Source organism: Bacillus sp. FSL R9-9497 (assembly GCF_038005805.1).
In the GTDB taxonomy this organism is placed as follows: Bacteria; Bacillota; Bacilli; order Bacillales; family Bacillaceae_G; genus Bacillus_A; species Bacillus_A cereus.
The window spans coordinates 3307418-3328620 of record NZ_JBBOTY010000001.1 but is presented as its reverse complement, the minus strand read 5'-3'; the positions used below and the strand labels follow the sequence as shown (position 1 = coordinate 3328620).

The following is a 21203-nucleotide window of genomic DNA, read 5'->3' as shown; positions in this document are numbered from 1 at the left end:
ACAAAACCCCCACTGATTAAAGTTGCACTTTATTATTCTATAGTTTTATTAAGAAGGAGTATGTGAAAAATATAATGGAGAAAAACATTCAACAAGAGAAAGATAAAGAAAAACCTGTTTTTTATGATCCGAAAGGAAGGAGAAACATAGCCTTTATTTGGTTTATATGTATCTCAATAGTTAGTGTAAGTGTTGTATTTTATTTTTTCTTTCAAAGTATTTTTTCAACACCAGAAATTCCAAATATGAATACCGCTGTACAACAAGATACGAAACTTGTACCAATTAATCAAAAACTTAGTGATCAGGAGTTAAAGGAGGAAGCATTTAACCCAAATACCGAAACGAAGGATAATAAAAATTTGGTGAATCCGCCGAAGGATAGTAAACATCCTAAAGAAGTGTATGGTTTTTATGTAAACTGGGATGAAAATAGTACCGCTTCTTTAAAAGAAAATATCGATTCATTAACCACGTTAGTACCAGAATGGTATCATTTAAAAGAAGATTTAACGATTAGAAGTGAGATAAAACCTGAGATTGTAAAACTAGCAAAAAAAAATCATGTGAAGATTATGCCGTTACTTACTAACTATACAGAAAAAGCTTCTGGCCCTGATAGTGAGCTTATCCATAAGTTACTGAATTCGCCGAATGATGTGAAGACGAAATTTATTAATAATTTAGTAAGCGAAGTTAAAAAGAGTCAGTTTTCAGGTATTAATATTGACTTTGAGTCCGTACCTGAAAGTGATAAAGAAAACTTAACAAATTTTATGAAAGAACTTACTATGGCCTTTCATAAACATGATTTGCTCGTCACACAAGATGTTCCAGCTAATGATAAGGCTTTTGATTATAGTGCATTAGGAAAAATAATAGATCGTATGATTGTAATGATGTACGATGAGCACTATGGAGCCGGGGAACCAGGACCAATTGCTTCAAATAAATGGTTCCAACATACATTAAAAGAACTGAATATTCCGTCTGATAAACTTATAGTTGCTTTCGGTAACTATGGATACGATTGGGAAGTAAATAGTAAAGAAGCTGCAAAGTCTATGACTTTCTCAGAAGTTATGGCAATGGCTCATGATTCAAATATAAAAATTCAATGGGATAAGATGAGTGGAAATCCGTATTTTAGATATAAAACAGGAGAGAAAGAACATACTGCTTGGTTCTTAGACGGTGTTACTCTTTATAATCAAGTGAAAATCGCAATGGACAATAATGCAAAGGGGTTTGCGCTATGGAGATTAGGAGCAGAAGATCCTACAATATGGAAAGTTTTAAAAAATCCTATTGAGGTACAAAAAAATCCTAATGTATTACATAAAATCAGTAGTTTAGATGAAGTGAATTATTCTGGACAAGGTGAAATTTTACAGATTGAGAATGAAAGAAAAAATGGATTGAGAGATTTTAAAGTAGGCAAAGATGGTTATATTACAGATGAAGTATATCAATCCTTACCATCTGCATATGAAGTGCAACGATATGGAAAACCAAATGAGAAACAAGTAGTATTAACATTTGATGATGGACCAGACCCGAAATATACGCCAGAAATTTTAGATATATTAAAAGAGAATCAAATAAAAGCTGCTTTTTTTGTACTTGGTGAAAACGCGCAACTAAATACTAGTATTGTAAAAAGAATATACGATGAAGGGCATGAAATTGGCAATCATACTTTCAAGCATCCTAACGTCGCTGATACGTCTTTACTACGAACAAAATTAGAACTTAATACGACGCAACGTTTAATTCAGGAAATAACTGGACATTCTACGGTTTTATTTAGACCGCCATATGAAGCCGATGCTAACCCAGATTCATCAAATGAAATATTGCCTATTTTGCGTGCACAAAATATGAACTATACAATGGTGGCGGAAAAAGTTGATCCTGAAGACTGGGCAACACCATCAACGAATGAATTAGTAAAGCGTGCTCTTACTCCCATTTATAAGGGAGAGGGAAATATTGTTCTTCTCCATGATGCGGGAGGGAATCGTGCCCATACGGTAGAAGCGCTTCCCATTATTATTAAAGAACTTAAAAAAAATGGATATAGTTTTGTAACAATTTCAGATTTAATGAATAAAGAACGAGATGAAATTATGCCTCCTGTTTCTTCTGAGGGGAAGCAATATTTACTTTACAATAAAGCTGTCTTTTCAGGGGCAGGATACTTTAAGCATATATTAACAACTATTTTTTATATTGCTATTGGATTAGGGATTTTTCGATTTTTATTCTTAATTTATTTTGCATGGAAGCAGAAAAGAAAAACGTTATCTCGCTATATTAATTCGTCCTATCAACCTTTTGTTAGTGTTGTCATAGCAGCATATAATGAAGAAAAGGTGATAGCCAAGACAATTCACTCAATTTTGGATAGTAATTATAGAGAATTTGAAGTTATTGTTGTGGATGACGGATCGACAGATGGTACGTCAAAAGTAATGAAAGAAACATTTTATAAACACCCTAAAGTTCGTTTCATTCAGAAAGAAAACGGCGGGAAATCATCGGCAATGAACCTAGGGTTTCAACAATCGCGAGGAGAAATAATTGTCACTTTAGATGCGGATACTATTATTGCGCAAGACGCCATTTCTCTAATGGTTAGACACTTTGAAGATCAGAATGTAGCTGCAGTTTCAGGTAATGTCAAAGTGGGGAATAGACGGAATTTGTTAACTACTTGGCAACATGTTGAGTACATTACAGGGTTTAATTTAGAACGTAGAGCTTTTGATGAGTTAAATTGTATTACAGTAGTTCCAGGAGCTATTGGGGCGTGGCGCAAAAAGAATGTAGTTGAATCTGGATATTTAAGCGAAGATACGTTAGCAGAAGATACGGATCTTACTATTACATTTTTACGTCAAGGGCATAGAATTGTATATGAAGAAAAAGCTCATGCTTTTACGGAATCACCTGAAGATGTGAAAAGTCTCATTAAACAGCGGTATCGTTGGTCATATGGTACACTTCAATGTCTTTGGAAACATCGAAAAGCGTTATGTAATCCAAAGCATAAAACATTAGGATTTATTGCACTGCCTAATATGTGGTTATTCCAATATGTGCTGCAATTCATTGCTCCTTTTGCAGATATATTAATGATTATAGGAATATTTAGTAGTAATCCGCTAAAAGTTTTAGGATTTTATCTTGTATTCTTTTTAATGGATCTTCTCGCTTCTCTGTTCGCATTTAAATTAGAGGAAGAGAACCCAAAACCATTGGCATGGTTAATTTTACAACGTTTTATTTATCGTCAATTTATGACTTATGTTGTCATTAAATCTATATTCTCATCGCTTCGAGGAGTAGCGGTAGGGTGGAATAAACTAAAGAGACTGGGGAGTGTTAAACATTCCACGGAACATAAGGAGGCATCATAAAAGGGCAGACTATCTGCTCTTTTTTTCATTGGTTTTAGTTAGTTGAATGTAGAGGTGTAGTATAAAAACTGCTGCTTCTATAATGAGATTCCTATTCATCATTAATGGTGAGACATTATGTTAAGCTAATCCTTTAGTTTCGGATTAAAGTTTTTTTATATTTTTTTTCAATGACGGACACAAAAACGCATATACCTTCGAATTATATATATGGATAACATAAATATGTATATAAAAGGGGAGAAATAAGATGAAAGAAAAAAAAGAAATGTTTCAAGAAATCGCTGAGGTGTTAAAGGTATTGGCGCATCCAGTTCGTCTATCTTTAGTAAAAATAATGCTTGCAAAAGGTCCTACTAATGTAACAACAATGTATGGGGATTTACAAATGCCTCAAAGTACAATTAGTCAACATTTATCTAAATTAAAAGCTGCTAAAATGGTTACAGGTACTCGGAAAGGATTAGAAATTTATTATGAGGTAACTGACAATCGCACAAAATCAATATTAGCATGTTTAGTTTAAATGATGATTTCTATTTCAAAATAAAAAGCGCTATTCTTTTCTATGATTTTACAGAGAGAATAGCGTTTTTTATTTTTAAGGAGTATCTTTTTATATGCCTATAGAATGGAGTGAAAGGTTCATGGGTTTAAATGTACCTACTATTACCTTAGGTTCTAATGCGTCTAATAATGAAAAAATTCTCGGTTTAGGGGTGCTTCTTTATAGCTTACGTACAATTGAGATTAGAAAAAGTAGAGCGAGCGTTTAATGAGGCTGAAGTAGTGTTTATATGCGAAACTTTATAGAAATCTCATTTTTCTAATTGTATCTTTTTAGATTGATGGATGTGGGGTCACGTCCATCAATCTAAGAAAACAAGTTAGCTAAAAAATGATGAAAATAAACTTTATAGAAATAAAAAATATGAACGTAGAGGATGAAACAAAGTATATAGTGCTTTTTTAGTCATGTAATCTTTTAATCTGATGATCTTTTCCCCATTCAAACAGATTATCCATTATTTGCATTAAAGATTTTCCGTATTCACTTAGTGTGTACTCAACCTTTGGTGGAACTTCTTGATATACGGTACGATAGATAATCCCATCAGCTTCAAGTTGCCGAAGTTGTTGTGTAAGAACCTTTTGTGTAATGTTTGGGATTTCTCGTTTAATTTCATTTGTTCGCATTTTTCCATCCGACAAAATACATAAAATATGAACTTTCCATTTTCCACCGATTACATCGAGTGTTGTTGCAATTGGGCAATTATCATTTTGATTCATATAACACCTCCACAGGTACTTTAAGGTTCCTATAGCACTTTAAAGTACGTACTTTTCAATTATATGTGACTCATTCATACTAATACGTAAAGGGTTGAATAATTTATAAAGGGGATGAAAAAAGATGAAAACACTTGTAATTGTAGCACATCCTGATATTGAAAAATCAAAAATTAATAAAAGATGGATTGAAGAACTTGAGAAATATTCGGATGAAATTACGGTGCATGAATTGTATAAAGTGGCACCGAATTGGGAGTTTAATATTGAAGAAGAGCAAAAGTTATTAGTAGAACATGACAGATATATATTTCAATTTCCGCTTTACTGGTATAGCTCACCACCATTATTAAAAAAATGGTTCGATGATGTATTAACATATGGATTTGCATACGGATCTAAAGGAGATAAAGTGAAGGGGAAAGAATTTGGTGTAGCTATTTCTATAGGTGGATTAGAAAAAGACTATGAAAATAGTAGAATTACAATGGATGAGTTGACGAAACCATTCCAAGCTACATGCTTATACACAGGTATGGAATTTATACCTTCCTTTTATTTATATGGTGCAGAATATAAACTAAGTGATGAAGAGATTGATAAAAGTGCACCTGAGTATGTGCAATATGTGATGAACAAGAAGTATTCTAATATATAATGGGAAATATCCATTTACTTGTAAAGTAAATGGATATTTTATATTCTTCTTATATTCACTAAGTGTAATCTTTAGTAAATTAATAGTTAATCTGGTAAAATAAAAAACCTAACATATATAAAGGGGAGTTTTACTTGAGAACGATGCGACAATTATTACAAAAGAGAGCAATGCAATCACCAAATTTGGAAGCGCTTGTAGGGGGGAAGAAAAGATATTCGTTTCAGCAATATAATGAACGAGTAAATCAGTTTGCACATTATTTGTTATATAATGGTGTGCAAAGAGGAGATCGTATAGGAATACTATGCAAAAATAATCACCCATTTCCAAGCGTTATGATGGCAAGTTTAAAAATTGGAGCGGTATTTATTCCGCTAAATCATCAGCTGACTGTTTATGAATTAGAAACGATTGTAAAAGAAGCGAAATTAAAAGTGTTAGTTATTGATGAAGAATTTAATGAAGTGTTATTAAAGGTTGATGCTGTTAAAGAAATTCCTTATGTAATTCAAACGACAAAAGAAGACTTTGGTTCATTTGAATTAGAGTTGCAAAAACAGCCAACGACAGAACCGAACGTAGAAGTTCATGAAGAAGACGATGCCATTTACTTGTTTACATCAGGAACGACTGGACAGGCAAAAGCATGTGTAATTGGACATAAAAACTTACATCATTATTTTGCTGAAATTGCGGGACAAAGAGAAATTCCAGCAGGTGAACGCTTTTTATCTGTGCATCCATTGTTTCATATGAGTGGCGTGCTTTCTATTTTAAATTGTATTTATCATGGCGTTACGATGATCTTCTTAGCTGATTCGAATCCTGCTCTTATTTGGGATAAGATTGAAGAAGAGAAAATTACTACGATGCTTGCTTTCCCAGCCGTTTATAGTTACATGCTTGATGAACTAAATAAAAAAGAACGTAACATTTCAACCTTTAAAGTAGCACAAAGCGGTGGTACAAAAGTGCCAGAAACACTCATTCAAAAATATATGGAAAAAGGCATATATATGGTGCAAGGCTATGGTAGTACAGAAGGTTGGGTTGTAACCTCATGGCATCCAATGATGGGAAAAGAAAAGATGTCTTCTGTAGGAAAGACCTTGAAAAATGTAGAGGTGAAAATTGTTCACCCAGAAACAGGACATGAACTAACAACAAATGAAGTTGGAGAGATTCATGTGAAAAGTCCATACATGTTTAAAGGATATTGGAATAATGAAAAGGCGACAAAGAAGGTAGTAAAAGATAACTGGTTTAACATGGGCGATGCTGGCATGATAGATGATGATGGATTCCTGCATATTATGGGAAGATATAAAGACGTTATTATACGCGGTGGTGACAACGTATATCCAGATCAAGTAGAAGATGTTATTCATGAAATACATGGTGTTTTAGAAGTTGCAGTAGTTGGAGTTCCAGATGACTTTTGGGGAGAGGTTCCAAGAGCTTACATTGTGAAGGATGGCGAAACAACATTAACAGAAGAAAGTATTATTCAGTATTGTAAGGAGAAGTTAGCAAGTTACAAAATTCCAGAAGTGGTATTCATAGATGAGTTACCGAAAAACGCTTTAGGAAAAGTGTTGAAGAGGGAATTACGAGATGTAGTTCTTGTGAAATAGAAAATTATGAAACGATGGAGAACCCAGTTATGTATAAAGCATGACTGGTTTTTTTATGAATAATATAATGATTTTAAGAAGTATTTAGTACATTAGAAAAAAAATAATGTTTTAGCGAGTATATTAGCAAGGTCTAATTAATGTGATGGAAAGGAAAGGAGTAAATAAATAGTTAATTTTCGCAAAAGAGTTGTTTTGCGAAGAAAAAGAATTTTAAACTGTGAATTTCCTATTCTTAAATGAAAATGAAATATTGCATATAGAAAACATTTCATTTTCATGTAAACAATTATTATAATTCTAACTAGAATATTTTTTTGTATATTTGGATTAAGTGTATAAAAATAGAATGCATTTGTTGTTTTTGAGAAAGTAATTAAAGGAATGACTTATGGAATTTTTAAAACGAATATTTACTTCTAAACTTTATTTTCTTGATAAGAAATCTGGTGAAGAATAATTCATAATTGGCTTATTTAGAATTATTTGATAGTAGTTATAGTTACTTTTAAATTTAGTGTAAGTTTTGAAACGTATAATTAACTTGGTATTTCTATGAATATATGTCATTAAACATTTTATGATATATATTAACATTATTTAAAAATATAAATAAAATTGGTATTTTATATAAATATATGTTATTATATACCATATGTTGGATGTTTCTGTTTTTAAAGTCTGAGTAAAATGGTATTTTTTATAAAAAATCTTATTATATACCATATCATTCGTATTCCTATTTTGGAGCATCGATGTAAAATGTTTTTTGAGAATTTTATACTGTGATATACCATGTACTGTATAAGGGGAGAAGGATGTTGAGAGTTCTATTAAATAAAGACTTGCTTGTATATGAAGAGAATAACGAAATGATTTTAATTAATATGGTTAAGAATAATTTTTATGCTTTGGATTATATGGGGACTGTTATTTGGAAGAAAATGGTTAATTGTGAAGATGTAAAGAAAGTAATAGAATATGTTTGTAGTGAATTCAATGCGGAATATCAAGAAGTAGAAGAGGATACTTTAAACTTCATTTTTGAGTTGAAAAAGGTAGGGGTAATAAAAATTGCTTAAAAAAATAAAAAATTTATACCGATATATAAGGATATCTTTATTATTAGTAATTTGTGATGCGCAATTATCTTACATGGGGTTTAACAAAATGTTTGGATGGTATACAAAAAAATATTTTTCAAACAAAAAGGTAGCATATGATAAAGAATCCTTTGAAAAAACAGTAAATGAAATAAATGAACTTTTTGATGTGTTAGATATCATATGTGCATGGTATCCGAGAAAATCTGACTGTATTCATAAAACATTATTAGGCTATAAAATTATTAGAAGAAAATATGGAATTCCTGTTGATATGGTAGTTGGAATAAGGAAATTCCCTTTTGAGGCTCATGCTTGGCTACAATATAAAAATAAAAACTTTTTTGAAGAAGAGACGAACAAATATAGAATTATATTAAGGTCACATGATTTAAGGGGAAGTGAGTAAAATGAATTATTTTTTGGCTTTTGTATCTGTAGAAAATATAGATTTAAAACGAATAAGTATTAAGAATTTAATTTTTAACGAGTTTAAACAAACAGCAATGGAGGTTAAAGGGGAAAAAGAGGATTTCCAGTTTGTTTATGCCAGTAATAAAAATATTAAAATAAACGAGTTTGTATTTGAAAATATTATAATAATTGGTGATATTTCGTTGCATAATAAAAAAGAGCTTATCCAAAAATACAATTTAGATATGAATATGGATAACGAGCGATTAATTATTTATCTATATAAAAGGAAAGGAATTAAAGTTTTAAAAGATTTAATAGGTGAATTTTCATTTATATTATATGATCAGGGTAAAAAGAAAGTATATGCTGTAAGAGATCAAATAGGCATAAAAACACTATTCTGGATAAGACGCAAAGAGGGTTATATTTTTGCTAGTGATATATTTTTACTGAAAAACTTTTTCGATTTAAGTAATTTGAATATTGGATATTTTAAGGAGTTTCTTGAGAGAGAGGGAATATTAGATTCTATAATTACTCCGTATAGGGATGTAAACAGGCTTTCGAGTGGAAGGTATTTAATTTCAGACACAAGCAATGGTGATTTTGAAATACGTCAGTACTGGGATTTGTCAAATATAAAAGATACTATAGTTTATGAAAATCAATTAGATTATTTTGAAGAATTCACAGATTTATTATCAAAATCTGTAAAAGACAGATTGGTTAAAGAAACGGGGAATTCAATCATGCTAAGTGGTGGGATGGATTCAACTTCATTATACGCACTTTCCAAAAGTATTGAGGCCAAACAGAATCAATTTAAGATATCGTCAGTTAGTGCCGTGTTTGATGAGCTAAAAGAATGTGACGAGAGAATATATATAGAAGAGTTATTTAACATGTATAAATCAGAAGGACAATATATAAATTGTGATAATAAATTAGTGTTTGAGGACTTTCCTAATACTAAAGTATTTCCATATGAACCCAGTGTAAATGCCACGTCTTTTAGTTTAATGTATCCGCTTTTAAGGGAGTCAGTCCATAATGGAGCATCAAATATATTGAGTGGATATGGTGGTGATCATTTATTGACAGGTTCTTTACATGTAACGCGTGATTTTTTGAAGAAAAGAGAAATCCGAAAAGCTTTTGCTTATATGACTAATTACTCTATATGTACAAATACATCTGCATTTCAAAATTCTATAAATTATATGTTCTTCCCTAATGTTGCAAAAGAATATGTATTAACCAAGAATAGTAATTATTATAATTATATGAGCAAAAAATTAAAAAGCATTAAATATTTCCATCAAAAAGAATTATACTATCAAATCTCTAATGCTAAGGCACATTTGTATATGGACAAAGTATTAGGAGCGTTTGTAGGCGTTGATATAAAACACCCATTTTTAGATAGGAGATTAATTGAGTATATTTATAAAATACCTGGAGAATTTAGATTCTCAAATATGAATACAAAATATATTTTAAGAAAATCTATGGAGAATTATTTACCAGAAAGTATAGTTAATAGGAAAAATAAGACAACTCATCTAGCTTATATATACAAGAGTATTCAAAAAAAATGGGCTGTAATTTTTAAAGTAATGCAGCATCCTATGATTGTAGAAAGTTTAAAGTTGGTAACTCAAAATTTTTGGGAAGAAGAATTATATAAGTGGAGAAATGGTGTGGAAAATCATGAAAGCTTTTGGGTCCTCTTTATGATTGAAATATGGTTAATCCAACATATGCAGGTAATAGATAGAGGATAGTAGGTAGTGTTATTTTTTTGAATTTTACAACATTTTTTGTGAAAAATAAATAACGCATTACTTTCATATAATATATTATTCTAATTATAGAATAACGTGTTATTTCTATAATTAGTGTGAAACTAATGCGTTATTTAATAAAAAATTTGGAGAGGGAGTATATAAATGAAAACATATGTTAAACCATCAATTGTGGATTGTGGAAAAAGTGAAGAGGTAATAAAGGGTAAATGTGGCTGGGGGAAAGAAATGCCTGGATTTGATAAAACAGGTGGTTATTGGGCGACAAGAAGGGTGTTATATCAACAAGGACAAATACTATGGGCATGTGGTAAAGACACCGTATGTTGTCCGCAGGATCATGAATGCTAATATATTAAATTAAACAATATAATAAATAACGCATTTAGAGAATTATACATAAATATTTTAGTATAATTCTCTAATTTTTATTGCGAGGAGATGGTAGTAATTCTTTACTTTATAGGGTTTTTTTTTGTTTTTTTATTTGTATGTATTTATATCAAAATTATCAAAGAGGATAAGTTTGTTAAAAATATTACAAGCGCATCTAAATTTCATAAGGAGGTAAAAAATTATAAAGGATATGTGATATGCACTGAAAAGAATGGAATTATCAATGAAGTTAATCTGTTGAAAAATATAGTAACTTATATTAATAAAAAAGAAAAATGTACTATAGTGAATTTGTCAAATGATATATATAGTAAAAATGTTGATATGAAATTAATAGGGATTTTAAAGATTAAGACAGTTCCAACTATCTTATATATGGAAAATGGAACAGTGGTAAGAGAAGTAATAAATTTTGGTGATTTTCAAGGAGAAGAAACTAATAAAGAAATTATAAAAAAAATAAAAAACAAATTGAGCGAGATTGAATATGAAAATACTTTATACAATATTAATTAAATTAGCTTACATTACAATTGGTTTGATATTTTTGAAAAGTAGCATGAATAAAATAAATAAATCTTTTTTATATTATATAGCTTTGGAGGATTACGAAATAATAAAAAATAAAAGAATATTAAAGATAATAGCTGCGTTTTTAATCAGTTTAGAATTATTATTAGCCATAGTGCTAATTGTAACTATATATCCAGATTTATCGTTAGCTATAGGGATATTTATTCAAACACTGTACATTATTTTTTTGATTATTAATATAAATAAAAAATTTAATAATAATTGTGGATGTTTCGGACTAAATACACCAAAAGAAATAACAATAAAAAACTTAGCAATTAATATATTAATATTAGTAGCCATAGTAATGACATATGGTATAGAAATTAGACTTATATAAAGAAATATAAGATATGTATTTGATGGAAGGAGGGGACCTATTTGTGATTATAGCATTAATATTTTGTATATCGGTAGGAATTATATTGGTCATTTCTGGCTTATTTAAGTTGTTTGGATTGAAAGTGGCATCAGAATCAATTATTGCTATGGATGTTATACCTGCTAAAATTGCTAAGCCAATGAGTTTAGCATTTCCTTTTATTGAACTGTTGATAGGGGGAGGATTAATATTTGTAAGCGAAAGCATGATAGTGAACATTATGGCAATTATTTTAATTTTGATATTTGTATTAATTAATTTTCAAGCAGTTGTAGAAAAAAGACAAAAACCTTGTTTTTGCTTTGGGAAAATGATAGAAACAAAAATAGGTTTTGGAGGTATGGTTCAATCCTTGTTACTTTTAATAAGTATACTCGTAAATGTGATATTCAATAATATAAATTTGATTATAATACTAGATCAGGGAACCCAGGTTGTACATGTTGTATTAATAGTAACTGTTTCTATTTTTTTGACAGTAACATTAATTTTAATTCGTATAATAATAGAAAGTATATTGACTATTAACTAGAACTACTAACTTATAAAAGGAGGGATTAGCAATGGATGTTAATGAACAAATTTTAGTTACACTCTTACTTATTTTAGTAGTTCAATGTCTAATGCATATAGCTGTAATTATGAAATTGAAATCGAAAAAAAAACTTAAAATAGGCCCTAGAATCGGAGAAAATATAAAGAATTTGAGCTATGAAAAAAATAATCAGGCGATAAAAAATCTTTATGATGATATAAAAGAAACAAAAAATATTTTTATTTTCTTAGACCTAAATTGCAAAGAATGTAATAAATTATTTTACGCACTAGATGCTATCAAAAAAGAATATTTGAACAATGTAAGATTAATTTTAATAGAGGAGGATTATAATCTGGAGTCTATTGAAAAAAATGAATACAAAAATCAGATTAGGTTTATGAAAGAAGAAACTATTATGAATGAATTGGAGATAAATGCATTCCCTTTTTTAATACAGGTAAATAATGAAGGTGAGCTACAAGATAAAAATTATATAGGGAAATCCAATTTAATGCAGTATATAGTATGAAAACCCATAGAGAAGGAGGGAGTATAGTGAAAAAAAATAATTCAGTTTGAACTTTTATAAAGACACAAAAATATTTTTTGAAATTAATATATATAGAGCATCCTTTAAGTTTTATCTTTTATTTTATATTATCAATTTTCACAGCTATTATTCCTCCAGTTTTAATATTCTTAGATAAGAATATAATTGATACTGTTAGTGGTATGAAAGGAAGTTCTGAAAATTATACGATTGCAATATATTTATTGATAGCGTTATTCATAATTAAATTTACATCGGAGTTGTTGGAAAATACTATAACGTATATATTCACCAGAATTACACAAACTGTTAATTTTATTTTAAAAAAAATGATTTTAACAAAATTAATACAAATACCTTTAAAAGAATATGAAAGTAGTGTTTTTTTTGACACGATAAATCTAGCCACAATGTCTATAAAGGGGAATGGGATTCATGTTGTTAATAATGCTGTAGGTGTAATTAAGAATATAATTTCGTTAATAGGCATTTTAGGGATATTATTAGCTATTAATTGGTTATTGCCTATAGCTTTATTTATTTCCACATTACCGGGTATAATCATAATTTTTATTTTAAAGATTAAAGATTATAAGATGAATAAAAAAATAGCGGTAAGAAATAGAGAATTGAATTTTACAGATAGCCTTTTTGTGAATAAAAATGCTATAAGAGAGATGAAAATAAATAACTCAGGAGTCTTTTTAATAGAGAAATGGTCTACATTATATAAAAATATTCAAAAGTCAAACTTGAAGTTAGCTTTATGGGAATGTAAAACAAAATCGTTTGCTTCATTTATATTACAAGTAGCTAGTTTAGGTGTGGCATTATTACTTGTGAAGCAAATGTATGTAAAAACGTTGTCTATTGGAGATTATGTTGCATTATTGACAGCTGTAGTATCGGTTCAGAACATCTTTGGACTAATGGGTGCCAACATGGGAGCGATTTTTGAAACAGTAATATATAATAATGCCCTTATGAGTATATTGGAATATGAAATAAAAGAAACTAAGCAAATTAAGCGTTGTAATTTAACGAATATTAGAAAAGTAAATTTGAAAAATGTTTCATTTTGTTATCCAGGAACTCAAGATAAAGTTTTGGATAATATAAATCTTGAAATTAACAAAGGAGAAAAAATTTCAATTGTTGGTTATAACGGATCGGGAAAAACTACGCTAGTAAATTGTATTTTAGGATTATATGAAGTTGATGAGGGAATAATTAAAATTAATGAAGAAAATATTGATGAAATAAATAAAACTAATTATTCCGCAAAGGTATCTGCTGTTTTTCAAGATTTTTATAAATATAAATACAGTGTACGAGAAAATATCGGTTTGGGTGATTTGACAAAAATTAACAATGAAGAGGTGTTATATGATATTTTGAGTAAGGTAGGATTATATGAAAAAATAAGGAATTATAAACAGGGCCTAAATACATATTTAACCAGGGAAATGGACGCTGGAAAAGAACTATCTGGAGGAGAATGGCAGAGAATTGCTATTGCAAGAGGATTTCTAAAGGATGCTGATTTAATAATTCTAGATGAGCCCACTGCAGCGTTAGATCCAGTAACTGAATTGAATGTCTTTAAGCTGTTTAATGAATTATCTCAAAATAAAACAACTATAACAATTTCTCACCGCCTAGGTCCAACGAAATTTGCAGATAGGATTATTGTAATGGCTCAAGGGAAAATAGTTGAAGAAGGTAACTATAATGAATTAATAAAGAAAAAAGGATTGTATTATGAGATGTATATGTCACAATTAAAATGGTATGAGTAAGGTTTAATAAAACTCTCACGTAAAAGTTTAAATTTTGCTATATAAAATAAATAGGTATTATTATGAAATAGCTCTAAATTCATTTTTTAGTCTATTCTTGAATCATTTTTCATGCAATGTGTTATTCGTTCGTAAGAATACAGAAATGACAGAACGTTTCTCATCTCTTATAAATTAAAAATATATTAAAAAGGATGTCATATAAAAAAGGTTTCTGTATAAATGGAAGACTATGCTTAATTTTCTTTTTGCTGTTAATTGGATATGAGGTATGTGTTCTAAATAAATTGTAATAGATATTGCAGAAACATTTTAATCTCAGGAAAGTGAATTAGTAGAAATTTATCAAATTGTAAAATATGGTTGCTGTAAAATCAATGATAGGTATAACAAGAGGTGTGTTTCTAAAAAGTGTTCTTAAATATATCTAAGAGCACTTTTTTGTAGCAATTATTTTTTGTAATGACCGCGGGTATTCAGATAATAAGATTTAAATTTAGAATACAGATTTTTCTAATGGAAATGAGAAAAGGTGAATTTTTATGCGGAAATTCTTAGTTGAAATAACTGAATTTTCTTTTTATAGTTGTATTAAGATGAGACAAGCAACAACTAATTTTAAAGATTTTCTAGTTCAAAAGAAGAATTAGCTCAAAGTATCGGTTTAGAAGTAAATGATTTAGATGTAAGTTTACCGATTGTATATGGAAGTACTGGTAATTGGACTGTAATTGTACCGATTAAAAATCTTAATGCATGTGAGAGAATGAAACCTAATAATGCTGCATTTCCATTAGTATTAAAAGAAATACCTAACGCTTCTATTCACCCAATTTGTCTAGAAACTTATGATGAACTAGCACAAATGCATGGACGTCATTTCTCATCGGCTTATGCTGGAACGATAGAAGATCCAGTGACTGGAACAGCTTCAGGTGTAATGGGGGCGTATTATGCGGAGTATTTAGAGAAAGATTTTGAACATGAATTGGGTTTAATCGTTGAGCAAGGACAGGAAATAAATAAAGATGGTCGTGTAACTGTTTATGTAACGAAAGGGATAGAAAACGAAAAGTTACAAATAGATATTGCTGGAACAGCGGTGTATGTGAAAGAGTTTGAAATTTCGATATAAAGTGAAACTTTAATTAGTGGGGGTCTTACTGCTCGGTGAATAGCGCGATAAAAAAGAAAGCCCGGAATACATCCGGACTTTCATTATCTGTTCAATACTTCAATGTACGAAGCATTTCCAGTTGTTCTTAAAGCGGAGCGGAAATTATTATTTTCTAGCGTTTTAGCGACTTGTTGTAACTGCTGTGCATCATCATGATGAATAAGTAAGCTGTCAGCACCGCTTTCTTCTATATGAATGTGTTCGACATTTCCGATTGCATCATGTACAGCTTTTAAAAATTCAGGTTTCATATTGTCCTCCTATATGTATGTAACGTTGTAATTTAGTATTTCCTTATTTATGAAATATAAAAGTAAATGAAAGGAGAAATAAAAATGAATATAAAGCAGTTTAATGAACATATAACATCACTATTTGGAGAGCATCTTCATAAATATGGCGATGATGAATATGGTTTTACTTATATAAGTAAAGATGAATTTCACAAAATCGGTTACACAACAAATTTAACGTTAGAAACTATTGAAGAAGCGTATCGAAATGGAGTCGATATGATAGTTACACATCATGCGCCGTGGAGTTTTTTATTTGGTATGGAAGAGGCTTGTATTGAGAAATTGAAGCAATATGAAATGAATCATTTTTGGATTCATTTGCCGTTAGATTTTGTAAAGTTTGGCACGTGTACATCGTTATTTAACGAAATTGGGATAGATACAATACTGGAATATTCAACCTATGAGGAAGAAGAACTACCGGGAATAGGAGAATATAAAGAAGCGATTCCTTTTTCAAACTTAGTTGGAAAACTTGAAGAAAAAATGGAAGAGAAAGTGAAGAGCTGGAGAAATCACGATAAACCAGTAAAACGGATTGCGATCTTAACCGGTGCAGGAAACAATACAAATTTGATTGAACGTGCATTAGAAAAAGGATGTGACACGTACATAACAGGTGAAAAAACATTATATACAGTGCAACATGCGAAATTTAAAAGAATTAATTTAATTGTAGGTAGTCATACGTTTACAGAAGTGTTTGGTGTAGAAAGTTTGGCTCATAAATTACAAGACAGAGACCCTGCAATAGAAATTATTAGAGTATATGAAGAGCATTTAGAGTGATAAAATCACGTTATCATAAATGGAATATTGAAGAAAGTCATTGTAATAAAATAAAGTTGTTGTTTGTTATATCAGGGCGATTGAAAGGATTTTACTTTTGTTTGTCAAATAATAGTAAAGTTGTCTTTTGAATTAAGGAAATATTCGGAGTTGAAGGGTGAGAGAATGGACATTTCAATAATCACTGCACAACTAGTTAAGGAAAAAGTTATTTCACATTATCCAAATAGCGTAAAAGCATTAAACGGGGGAACGACAAGTACTATATATTTGTTAGATGAACAATACGTTATAAAGTTGAATGAATCGGATGTCATACGTGAAGAAGCTTATTTTCTTCAGTTTTATAAAAAGGACGAATTATTTCCAAAGCTTTTATATAAGGAACCTTTAAATCGCTATATTGTTTACTCATTCCTTGAGGGCACAACTTCTTGCAAACTAGGCCATAAACGGAGTGTTCTTAGTAAACTTGTAAAGGAAGTTATCAATAAGTATGAAGTAGCTACAGAGGTTGATGGCTGGGGATGGAAAGAAAGCCCAGTTCAATCTTGGAATGAATTTTTAACGACAAATGTGATGGAAGCTCATGAAAATGTAAGACGTTATATAAGTGAGGAAGAGTATAGAACGGTTTTTAAGTTAGCAAATAGTCCAAGTAGGGGGACTGGAATAAATGAGCCATTTTTATTGCATGGTGATCTTGGATTTCATAATTTTATATTTCAAGAGAATAAACTGCACGGTGTAATTGATCCTTTACCGGTGTTAGGAGATCCTATATATGATTTAATTTATGCGTTCTGTTCAACTCCGGAAGATTTAACAAAAGAAACGATTGGTTATGCGATGAAACAATGTGTATTTTATAAAAAAGACCGTGATTTATATGAAGAAATAGTCATAGGATTATATTTGCGTATAGATACATGTTTACGGCACCACCCGAAAGATTTAGAAGATTATTTAGCAGCTTGGCGTTATTGGATGGGTGAGGTTGAGGTGACTTTTTAGTACAAATATTTTGGGGGAGATAGTGAGATGAATGTTGCAGAAGCGAAAAAGGATTTACTGTAATTCCATTATCGGTTACAGTTGCCTATTTACTTACTTTTATAAGTTTATTAATTGAAAATAAAAAAGTAGATTATTATCAACAAAAATCAGCTTAATAAAAATATAGGGATAGGGGGAATTATGATGAAAAATTTCGTTTGTACAACGTGCGGTGTGCAGTATGCAGCGAGTGTAGAGGAACCGGTGAGTTGTCATATTTGTGATGAAGAGAGGCAATATGTGAATCCGAAAGGGCAGTCTTGGACGACTTTAGAAAATTTGCAAACAGATGATACATATAAAAATGAAATAATCAAAGAGGAAAATGGACTTTATAGTATTACGACAAAACCAGGATTTGCGATCGGTCAAACGGCATTTATAGTGAAAACAGAGTCATATCGTTTACTATGGGACTGCATTACGTATTTAGATGAAACGACAATTGCGAAAATAAAAGAGCTTGGTGGATTAGATGCAATTGCATTGTCTCATCCTCATTATTATTCAACGCAAGTAGAATGGGCAGAGACATTTGATGTACCAATTTATATACATGAAGATGATAAAGAATGGGTGATGCGCCCAAGTAGTCGTATTATTTATTGGTCTGGTGAGTCTTTACAATTAGCGGATGGGATTACTGTACATCGTCTTGGAGGACATTTTAGTGGTGGTTCTGTATTGCATTGGGAAGAAGGTAATGATGGAAAAGGGATTTTGTTAACAGGTGATATTATTCAAGTTGTAGCGGATGAGCGGTGGGTAAGTTTTATGTATAGCTATCCAAACTTAATTCCATTACCAGCGAGAAAAGTGGAAGAAATGGTGAACCGAGTGAAGCCGTTACAGTTTAATCGTTTATACAATGCTTTTCATCGAGTAGTAAAAGAAAATGCAAATGAGGCAGTTGAACGTTCTGCTGAAAGATATATAAAAGCAATAGAAGGAAAGTTGTTTCATACGTAAAAGGAGAGTAGCTTAATGAAAACGTTAGTGTGCTTTGGAGATAGTATTACAGCTGATGAAACATTTTTTGATGGAATGCCGAGATTAACACCACGTTTGCAAGAGATGTTTCCGAAGTGGAAAGTAGTGAATGCAGGTGTTCCAGGGGATAATACATTCGATGCGTTACATAGGATTGAAGAAGATGTAATATCATATAAACCAGATTTCGTAACAGTTTTTCTTGGTACGAATGATGCAGTTTCTTTTTCTCAAGTGTCATTACAAGCATATAAAGAAAACTTAGAGAAGATTGTGAACCATATTTCATCAGATAAAGTACTACTGATTAGTCCTGCACCAGTTGATGAAGAAAGACAGCGTAATAGAACAAATAGAGTGCTTGGTCAGTATGCAGACGTGGTGGAGAAAGTGGCGAGGGAAACAGGAAGTTATTTTCTAAACGTATTCGCTGAAATGATTCAAGAACGGGATTATAAAAGATTTGTAGAAAATGGTGAAAAAGATGGATTACACTTTGGACCAGAAGGCTATGAGTATGTAGCGAGGTTAATTGGTGAAAAGTTAAAAGGAATTTTATAAGGAGCAAAGCACTTAGTGTTTTGCTTTTTCTTGTTTTTTTGCAGTCTATAAACTTATTCACCGCTGTAATTTGCACAGATATTTTGTTTTTTTATATGCGTAAAAGGTTAGCTCTGTTTTAAAGTAATATAAATTTATTTTTAAAAATTTATATTTCGTAGTTGAAAATCAATAAAGGTGTAACTATAATAGTTACAGTTAGTTTGTTATTTTGAAATATACACATTGAATTACAAGAATGAAAGGAGTTTTTATGTAAATCAAAAAGTTATAAAAATCTATTAATTTTTATAATAAGATAAAAAGATTTTTGGTTCATACACATTATTAAATATGTTAATTCTAATAGAAAACTAGAGGTGGAAAGATGAAAAATTTTAAAGGTATGTTGGTATCATCACTTGCAATTACAACTTTTGCTGGGGTAGGTACGACATTTGTAACAAATACAGTACATGCTGCCAATAACGATTCTAGTAAAATACAATTTCGTTCTAATAAGAGTATAAACACAACAACTAGCTCGAGATTGCCTGTATTATCAATCAATCCTTATGATGAACCTAGATTTTCGAGACAGGGATATCTTGAAGAGGCACCTTTAGGAATTAATGCTCCTTATGCTTGGGGAATTAAAGGAGGAGATGGTCAAGGAGCAACCTTTGTAGATTTGGAAGAAGGCTGGTTATTAAATCATGAAGATTTAGTCGGTCAAAATATTGAATTTATGTCTGGAAAAATGAGTAATGATCTTTCTCACGGTACTTCAGTTCTAGGTGTTGTTTCTGCAGCTGACAATAGGATTGGGAACATTGGGATTGCACCAAAAGCAAAGGCAAAAGTAATTTCAGTGATCCGAGATAATGGGAGAATCGATGTAAGAGATGCTATTTTAAGTGCCGTAGATTCTTTACAGGCTGGAGATGTTTTATTAATAGAAGAATCCTTTAAATATGATGGATATGGAGATGACCCTTTACCAGTAGAAGTATACCCGAGTATATTTAACGCAATTCGCAAAGGTACAGATAAAGGCATTATTATTGTAGAAGCAGCTGGTAATGGTGGGATTGATTTAGATGAATTTAAAGACCGTAATGGTAAACAGATTTTAAATCGAAATAGTCCAGACTTTAAAGATTCAGGAGCTATTATAGTTGGAGCATCTACTGCAAGAGTTCCTCATAAACGTTTAGGTTTCTCTAACTATGGTAGTAGAATTGATGTATATGGTTGGGGAGAGTATGTTGATACATTAGATACATATCAAAATCAAAATAGTAAAGGGCAAAAAGTTACAGATCAGAATATAATGAATCGTTATACTTCTAACTTCCGTGGTACTTCTAGCGCTTCGCCTATAATTGCTGGGGCTGCTGTATCAATTCAAGGGATTGCTAAAGAACATTTAGGTAAGGCATATACACCAAAAGAATTGAGGGCAATTTTAAGTAATCCTAATACAGGCACAAAGTCTAATAATCCATCATCTGATAAAATAGGGGTTTTACCAGATTTAAAAGCGATTTTGTCTAACCTTGGATTTCATAGTGATTTGACTACCAATGATCCTATGGTATTTCCAGATAACGTAGAAAAAAATGAAGGAAAAGAAAATTCAACTTTCGTATTTCCAGGTGAAGAAACAAAAAGAACAGGTGATAAAAATTCAACTGTAACCTTCCCAGAAGAAGATTTAAAACAGGAGGAAAAAGAAGAGGGATTAATTGTTTTTCCTGATTAATAAAAAAATACTACCTT

21 protein-coding genes and 2 pseudogenes are annotated in these 21203 nt (G+C 30.6%); 21 read left to right on the top strand and 2 right to left on the bottom strand.

Annotated elements, in window-relative coordinates:
* The first annotated feature begins 74 nt into the window (after positions 1-74).
* The 3 genes from MKY21_RS17125 to MKY21_RS17115 all read left to right on the top strand — a co-directional run bounded on the left by MKY21_RS17125 (position 75) and on the right by MKY21_RS17115 (position 4198).
* A complete protein-coding gene (locus MKY21_RS17125; protein WP_341077939.1) occupies positions 75-3422 on the top strand; it encodes a glycosyltransferase in 3348 nt (1115 codons plus the stop codon).
* A gap of 250 nt (positions 3423-3672) precedes the next feature.
* Entirely contained in the window at positions 3673-3948 is a 276-nt protein-coding gene (locus MKY21_RS17120) for an ArsR/SmtB family transcription factor (protein ID WP_000660066.1), read from the top strand.
* A 94-nt stretch (positions 3949-4042) separates the two neighbouring features.
* Entirely contained in the window at positions 4043-4198 is a 156-nt protein-coding gene (locus MKY21_RS17115; protein WP_001121202.1) for a hypothetical protein, read from the top strand.
* Positions 4199-4391: 193 nt separating this feature from the next.
* On the opposite strand, the gene MKY21_RS17110 is transcribed toward MKY21_RS17115, so the two are convergent.
* The gene (locus MKY21_RS17110; protein WP_001072981.1) at positions 4392-4715 is read right to left on the bottom strand and encodes a winged helix-turn-helix transcriptional regulator; all 324 of its coding nucleotides are present in this window, start codon (positions 4713-4715) and stop codon (positions 4392-4394) included.
* A 124-nt stretch (positions 4716-4839) separates the two neighbouring features.
* On the opposite strand from MKY21_RS17110, the gene MKY21_RS17105 reads away from it, so the two are divergent.
* From MKY21_RS17105 to MKY21_RS17050, 12 genes and pseudogenes are all read left to right on the top strand, one after another.
* Positions 4840-5373 carry an NAD(P)H-dependent oxidoreductase gene (locus MKY21_RS17105; protein WP_000855232.1) on the top strand — a complete coding sequence of 178 codons (534 nt, stop codon included), beginning with the start codon at positions 4840-4842 and terminating at the stop codon, positions 5371-5373.
* Between the two features lie 143 nt (positions 5374-5516).
* Positions 5517-7010: a class I adenylate-forming enzyme family protein gene (locus MKY21_RS17100; RefSeq protein WP_341077937.1), complete on the top strand. Its 1494-nt coding sequence runs from the start codon at positions 5517-5519 to the stop codon at positions 7008-7010.
* 818 nt (positions 7011-7828) lie between these two features.
* Positions 7829-8092, top strand: coding sequence for a PqqD family protein (locus MKY21_RS17095; protein WP_306702604.1), 264 nt, complete (start codon positions 7829-7831; stop codon positions 8090-8092).
* An 88-nt stretch (positions 8093-8180) separates the two neighbouring features.
* Positions 8181-8522 (top strand): lasso peptide biosynthesis B2 protein, encoded by a 342-nt coding sequence (locus MKY21_RS17090; protein WP_260989034.1) that lies wholly within the window; start codon positions 8181-8183, stop codon positions 8520-8522.
* Between the two features lies 1 nt (position 8523).
* Positions 8524-10314, top strand: coding sequence for an asparagine synthase-related protein (locus MKY21_RS17085; protein ID WP_144575029.1), 1791 nt, complete (start codon positions 8524-8526; stop codon positions 10312-10314).
* 165 nt (positions 10315-10479) lie between these two features.
* The gene (locus tag MKY21_RS17080; protein ID WP_098508610.1) at positions 10480-10686 is read left to right on the top strand and encodes a hypothetical protein; all 207 of its coding nucleotides are present in this window, start codon (positions 10480-10482) and stop codon (positions 10684-10686) included.
* Positions 10687-10776: 90 nt separating this feature from the next.
* Entirely contained in the window at positions 10777-11247 is a 471-nt protein-coding gene (locus MKY21_RS17075; protein ID WP_144575026.1) for a hypothetical protein, read from the top strand.
* Positions 11219-11644: a MauE/DoxX family redox-associated membrane protein gene (locus tag MKY21_RS17070; protein WP_144575022.1), complete on the top strand. Its 426-nt coding sequence runs from the start codon at positions 11219-11221 to the stop codon at positions 11642-11644. The genes MKY21_RS17075 and MKY21_RS17070 overlap by 29 nt, the downstream gene beginning before the upstream one ends.
* A 43-nt stretch (positions 11645-11687) precedes the next feature.
* A complete protein-coding gene (locus MKY21_RS17065) occupies positions 11688-12218 on the top strand; it encodes a MauE/DoxX family redox-associated membrane protein (RefSeq protein ID WP_223259169.1) in 531 nt (176 codons plus the stop codon).
* Between the two features lie 31 nt (positions 12219-12249).
* Positions 12250-12753, top strand: a complete 504-nt coding sequence (locus MKY21_RS17060) for a hypothetical protein (RefSeq protein WP_144575019.1) — start codon at positions 12250-12252, stop codon at positions 12751-12753.
* A 77-nt stretch (positions 12754-12830) separates the two neighbouring features.
* Positions 12831-14573, top strand: coding sequence for an ABC transporter ATP-binding protein (locus MKY21_RS17055; protein ID WP_341076972.1), 1743 nt, complete (start codon positions 12831-12833; stop codon positions 14571-14573).
* A gap of 590 nt (positions 14574-15163) precedes the next feature.
* Positions 15164-15708, top strand: a pseudogene (locus tag MKY21_RS17050) (PhzF family phenazine biosynthesis isomerase); the annotation flags it as partial.
* A gap of 83 nt (positions 15709-15791) precedes the next feature.
* Here the strand turns inward: MKY21_RS17050 and MKY21_RS17045 are convergent.
* Positions 15792-16001: a hypothetical protein gene (locus MKY21_RS17045; RefSeq protein ID WP_000801654.1), complete on the bottom strand. Its 210-nt coding sequence runs from the start codon at positions 15999-16001 to the stop codon at positions 15792-15794.
* 84 nt (positions 16002-16085) lie between these two features.
* Between MKY21_RS17045 and MKY21_RS17040 the strand changes: the two genes are divergently transcribed.
* The 6 genes and pseudogenes from MKY21_RS17040 to MKY21_RS17020 all read left to right on the top strand — a co-directional run bounded on the left by MKY21_RS17040 (position 16086) and on the right by MKY21_RS17020 (position 21186).
* Entirely contained in the window at positions 16086-16835 is a 750-nt protein-coding gene (locus MKY21_RS17040; protein ID WP_098782426.1) for a Nif3-like dinuclear metal center hexameric protein, read from the top strand.
* 165 nt (positions 16836-17000) lie between these two features.
* The gene (locus MKY21_RS17035) at positions 17001-17849 is read left to right on the top strand and encodes a phosphotransferase (RefSeq protein WP_000355249.1); all 849 of its coding nucleotides are present in this window, start codon (positions 17001-17003) and stop codon (positions 17847-17849) included.
* Positions 17850-17890: 41 nt separating this feature from the next.
* Positions 17891-18007, top strand: a pseudogene (locus MKY21_RS31205) (DUF7010 family protein); the annotation flags it as partial.
* A gap of 25 nt (positions 18008-18032) precedes the next feature.
* Entirely contained in the window at positions 18033-18860 is an 828-nt protein-coding gene (locus MKY21_RS17030) for an MBL fold metallo-hydrolase (protein WP_002000328.1), read from the top strand.
* A gap of 15 nt (positions 18861-18875) precedes the next feature.
* Entirely contained in the window at positions 18876-19442 is a 567-nt protein-coding gene (locus tag MKY21_RS17025) for an SGNH/GDSL hydrolase family protein (protein WP_000855198.1), read from the top strand.
* Between the two features lie 367 nt (positions 19443-19809).
* Positions 19810-21186: a S8 family peptidase gene (locus MKY21_RS17020; RefSeq protein WP_002000327.1), complete on the top strand. Its 1377-nt coding sequence runs from the start codon at positions 19810-19812 to the stop codon at positions 21184-21186.
* Positions 21187-21203 lie beyond the last annotated feature (17 nt).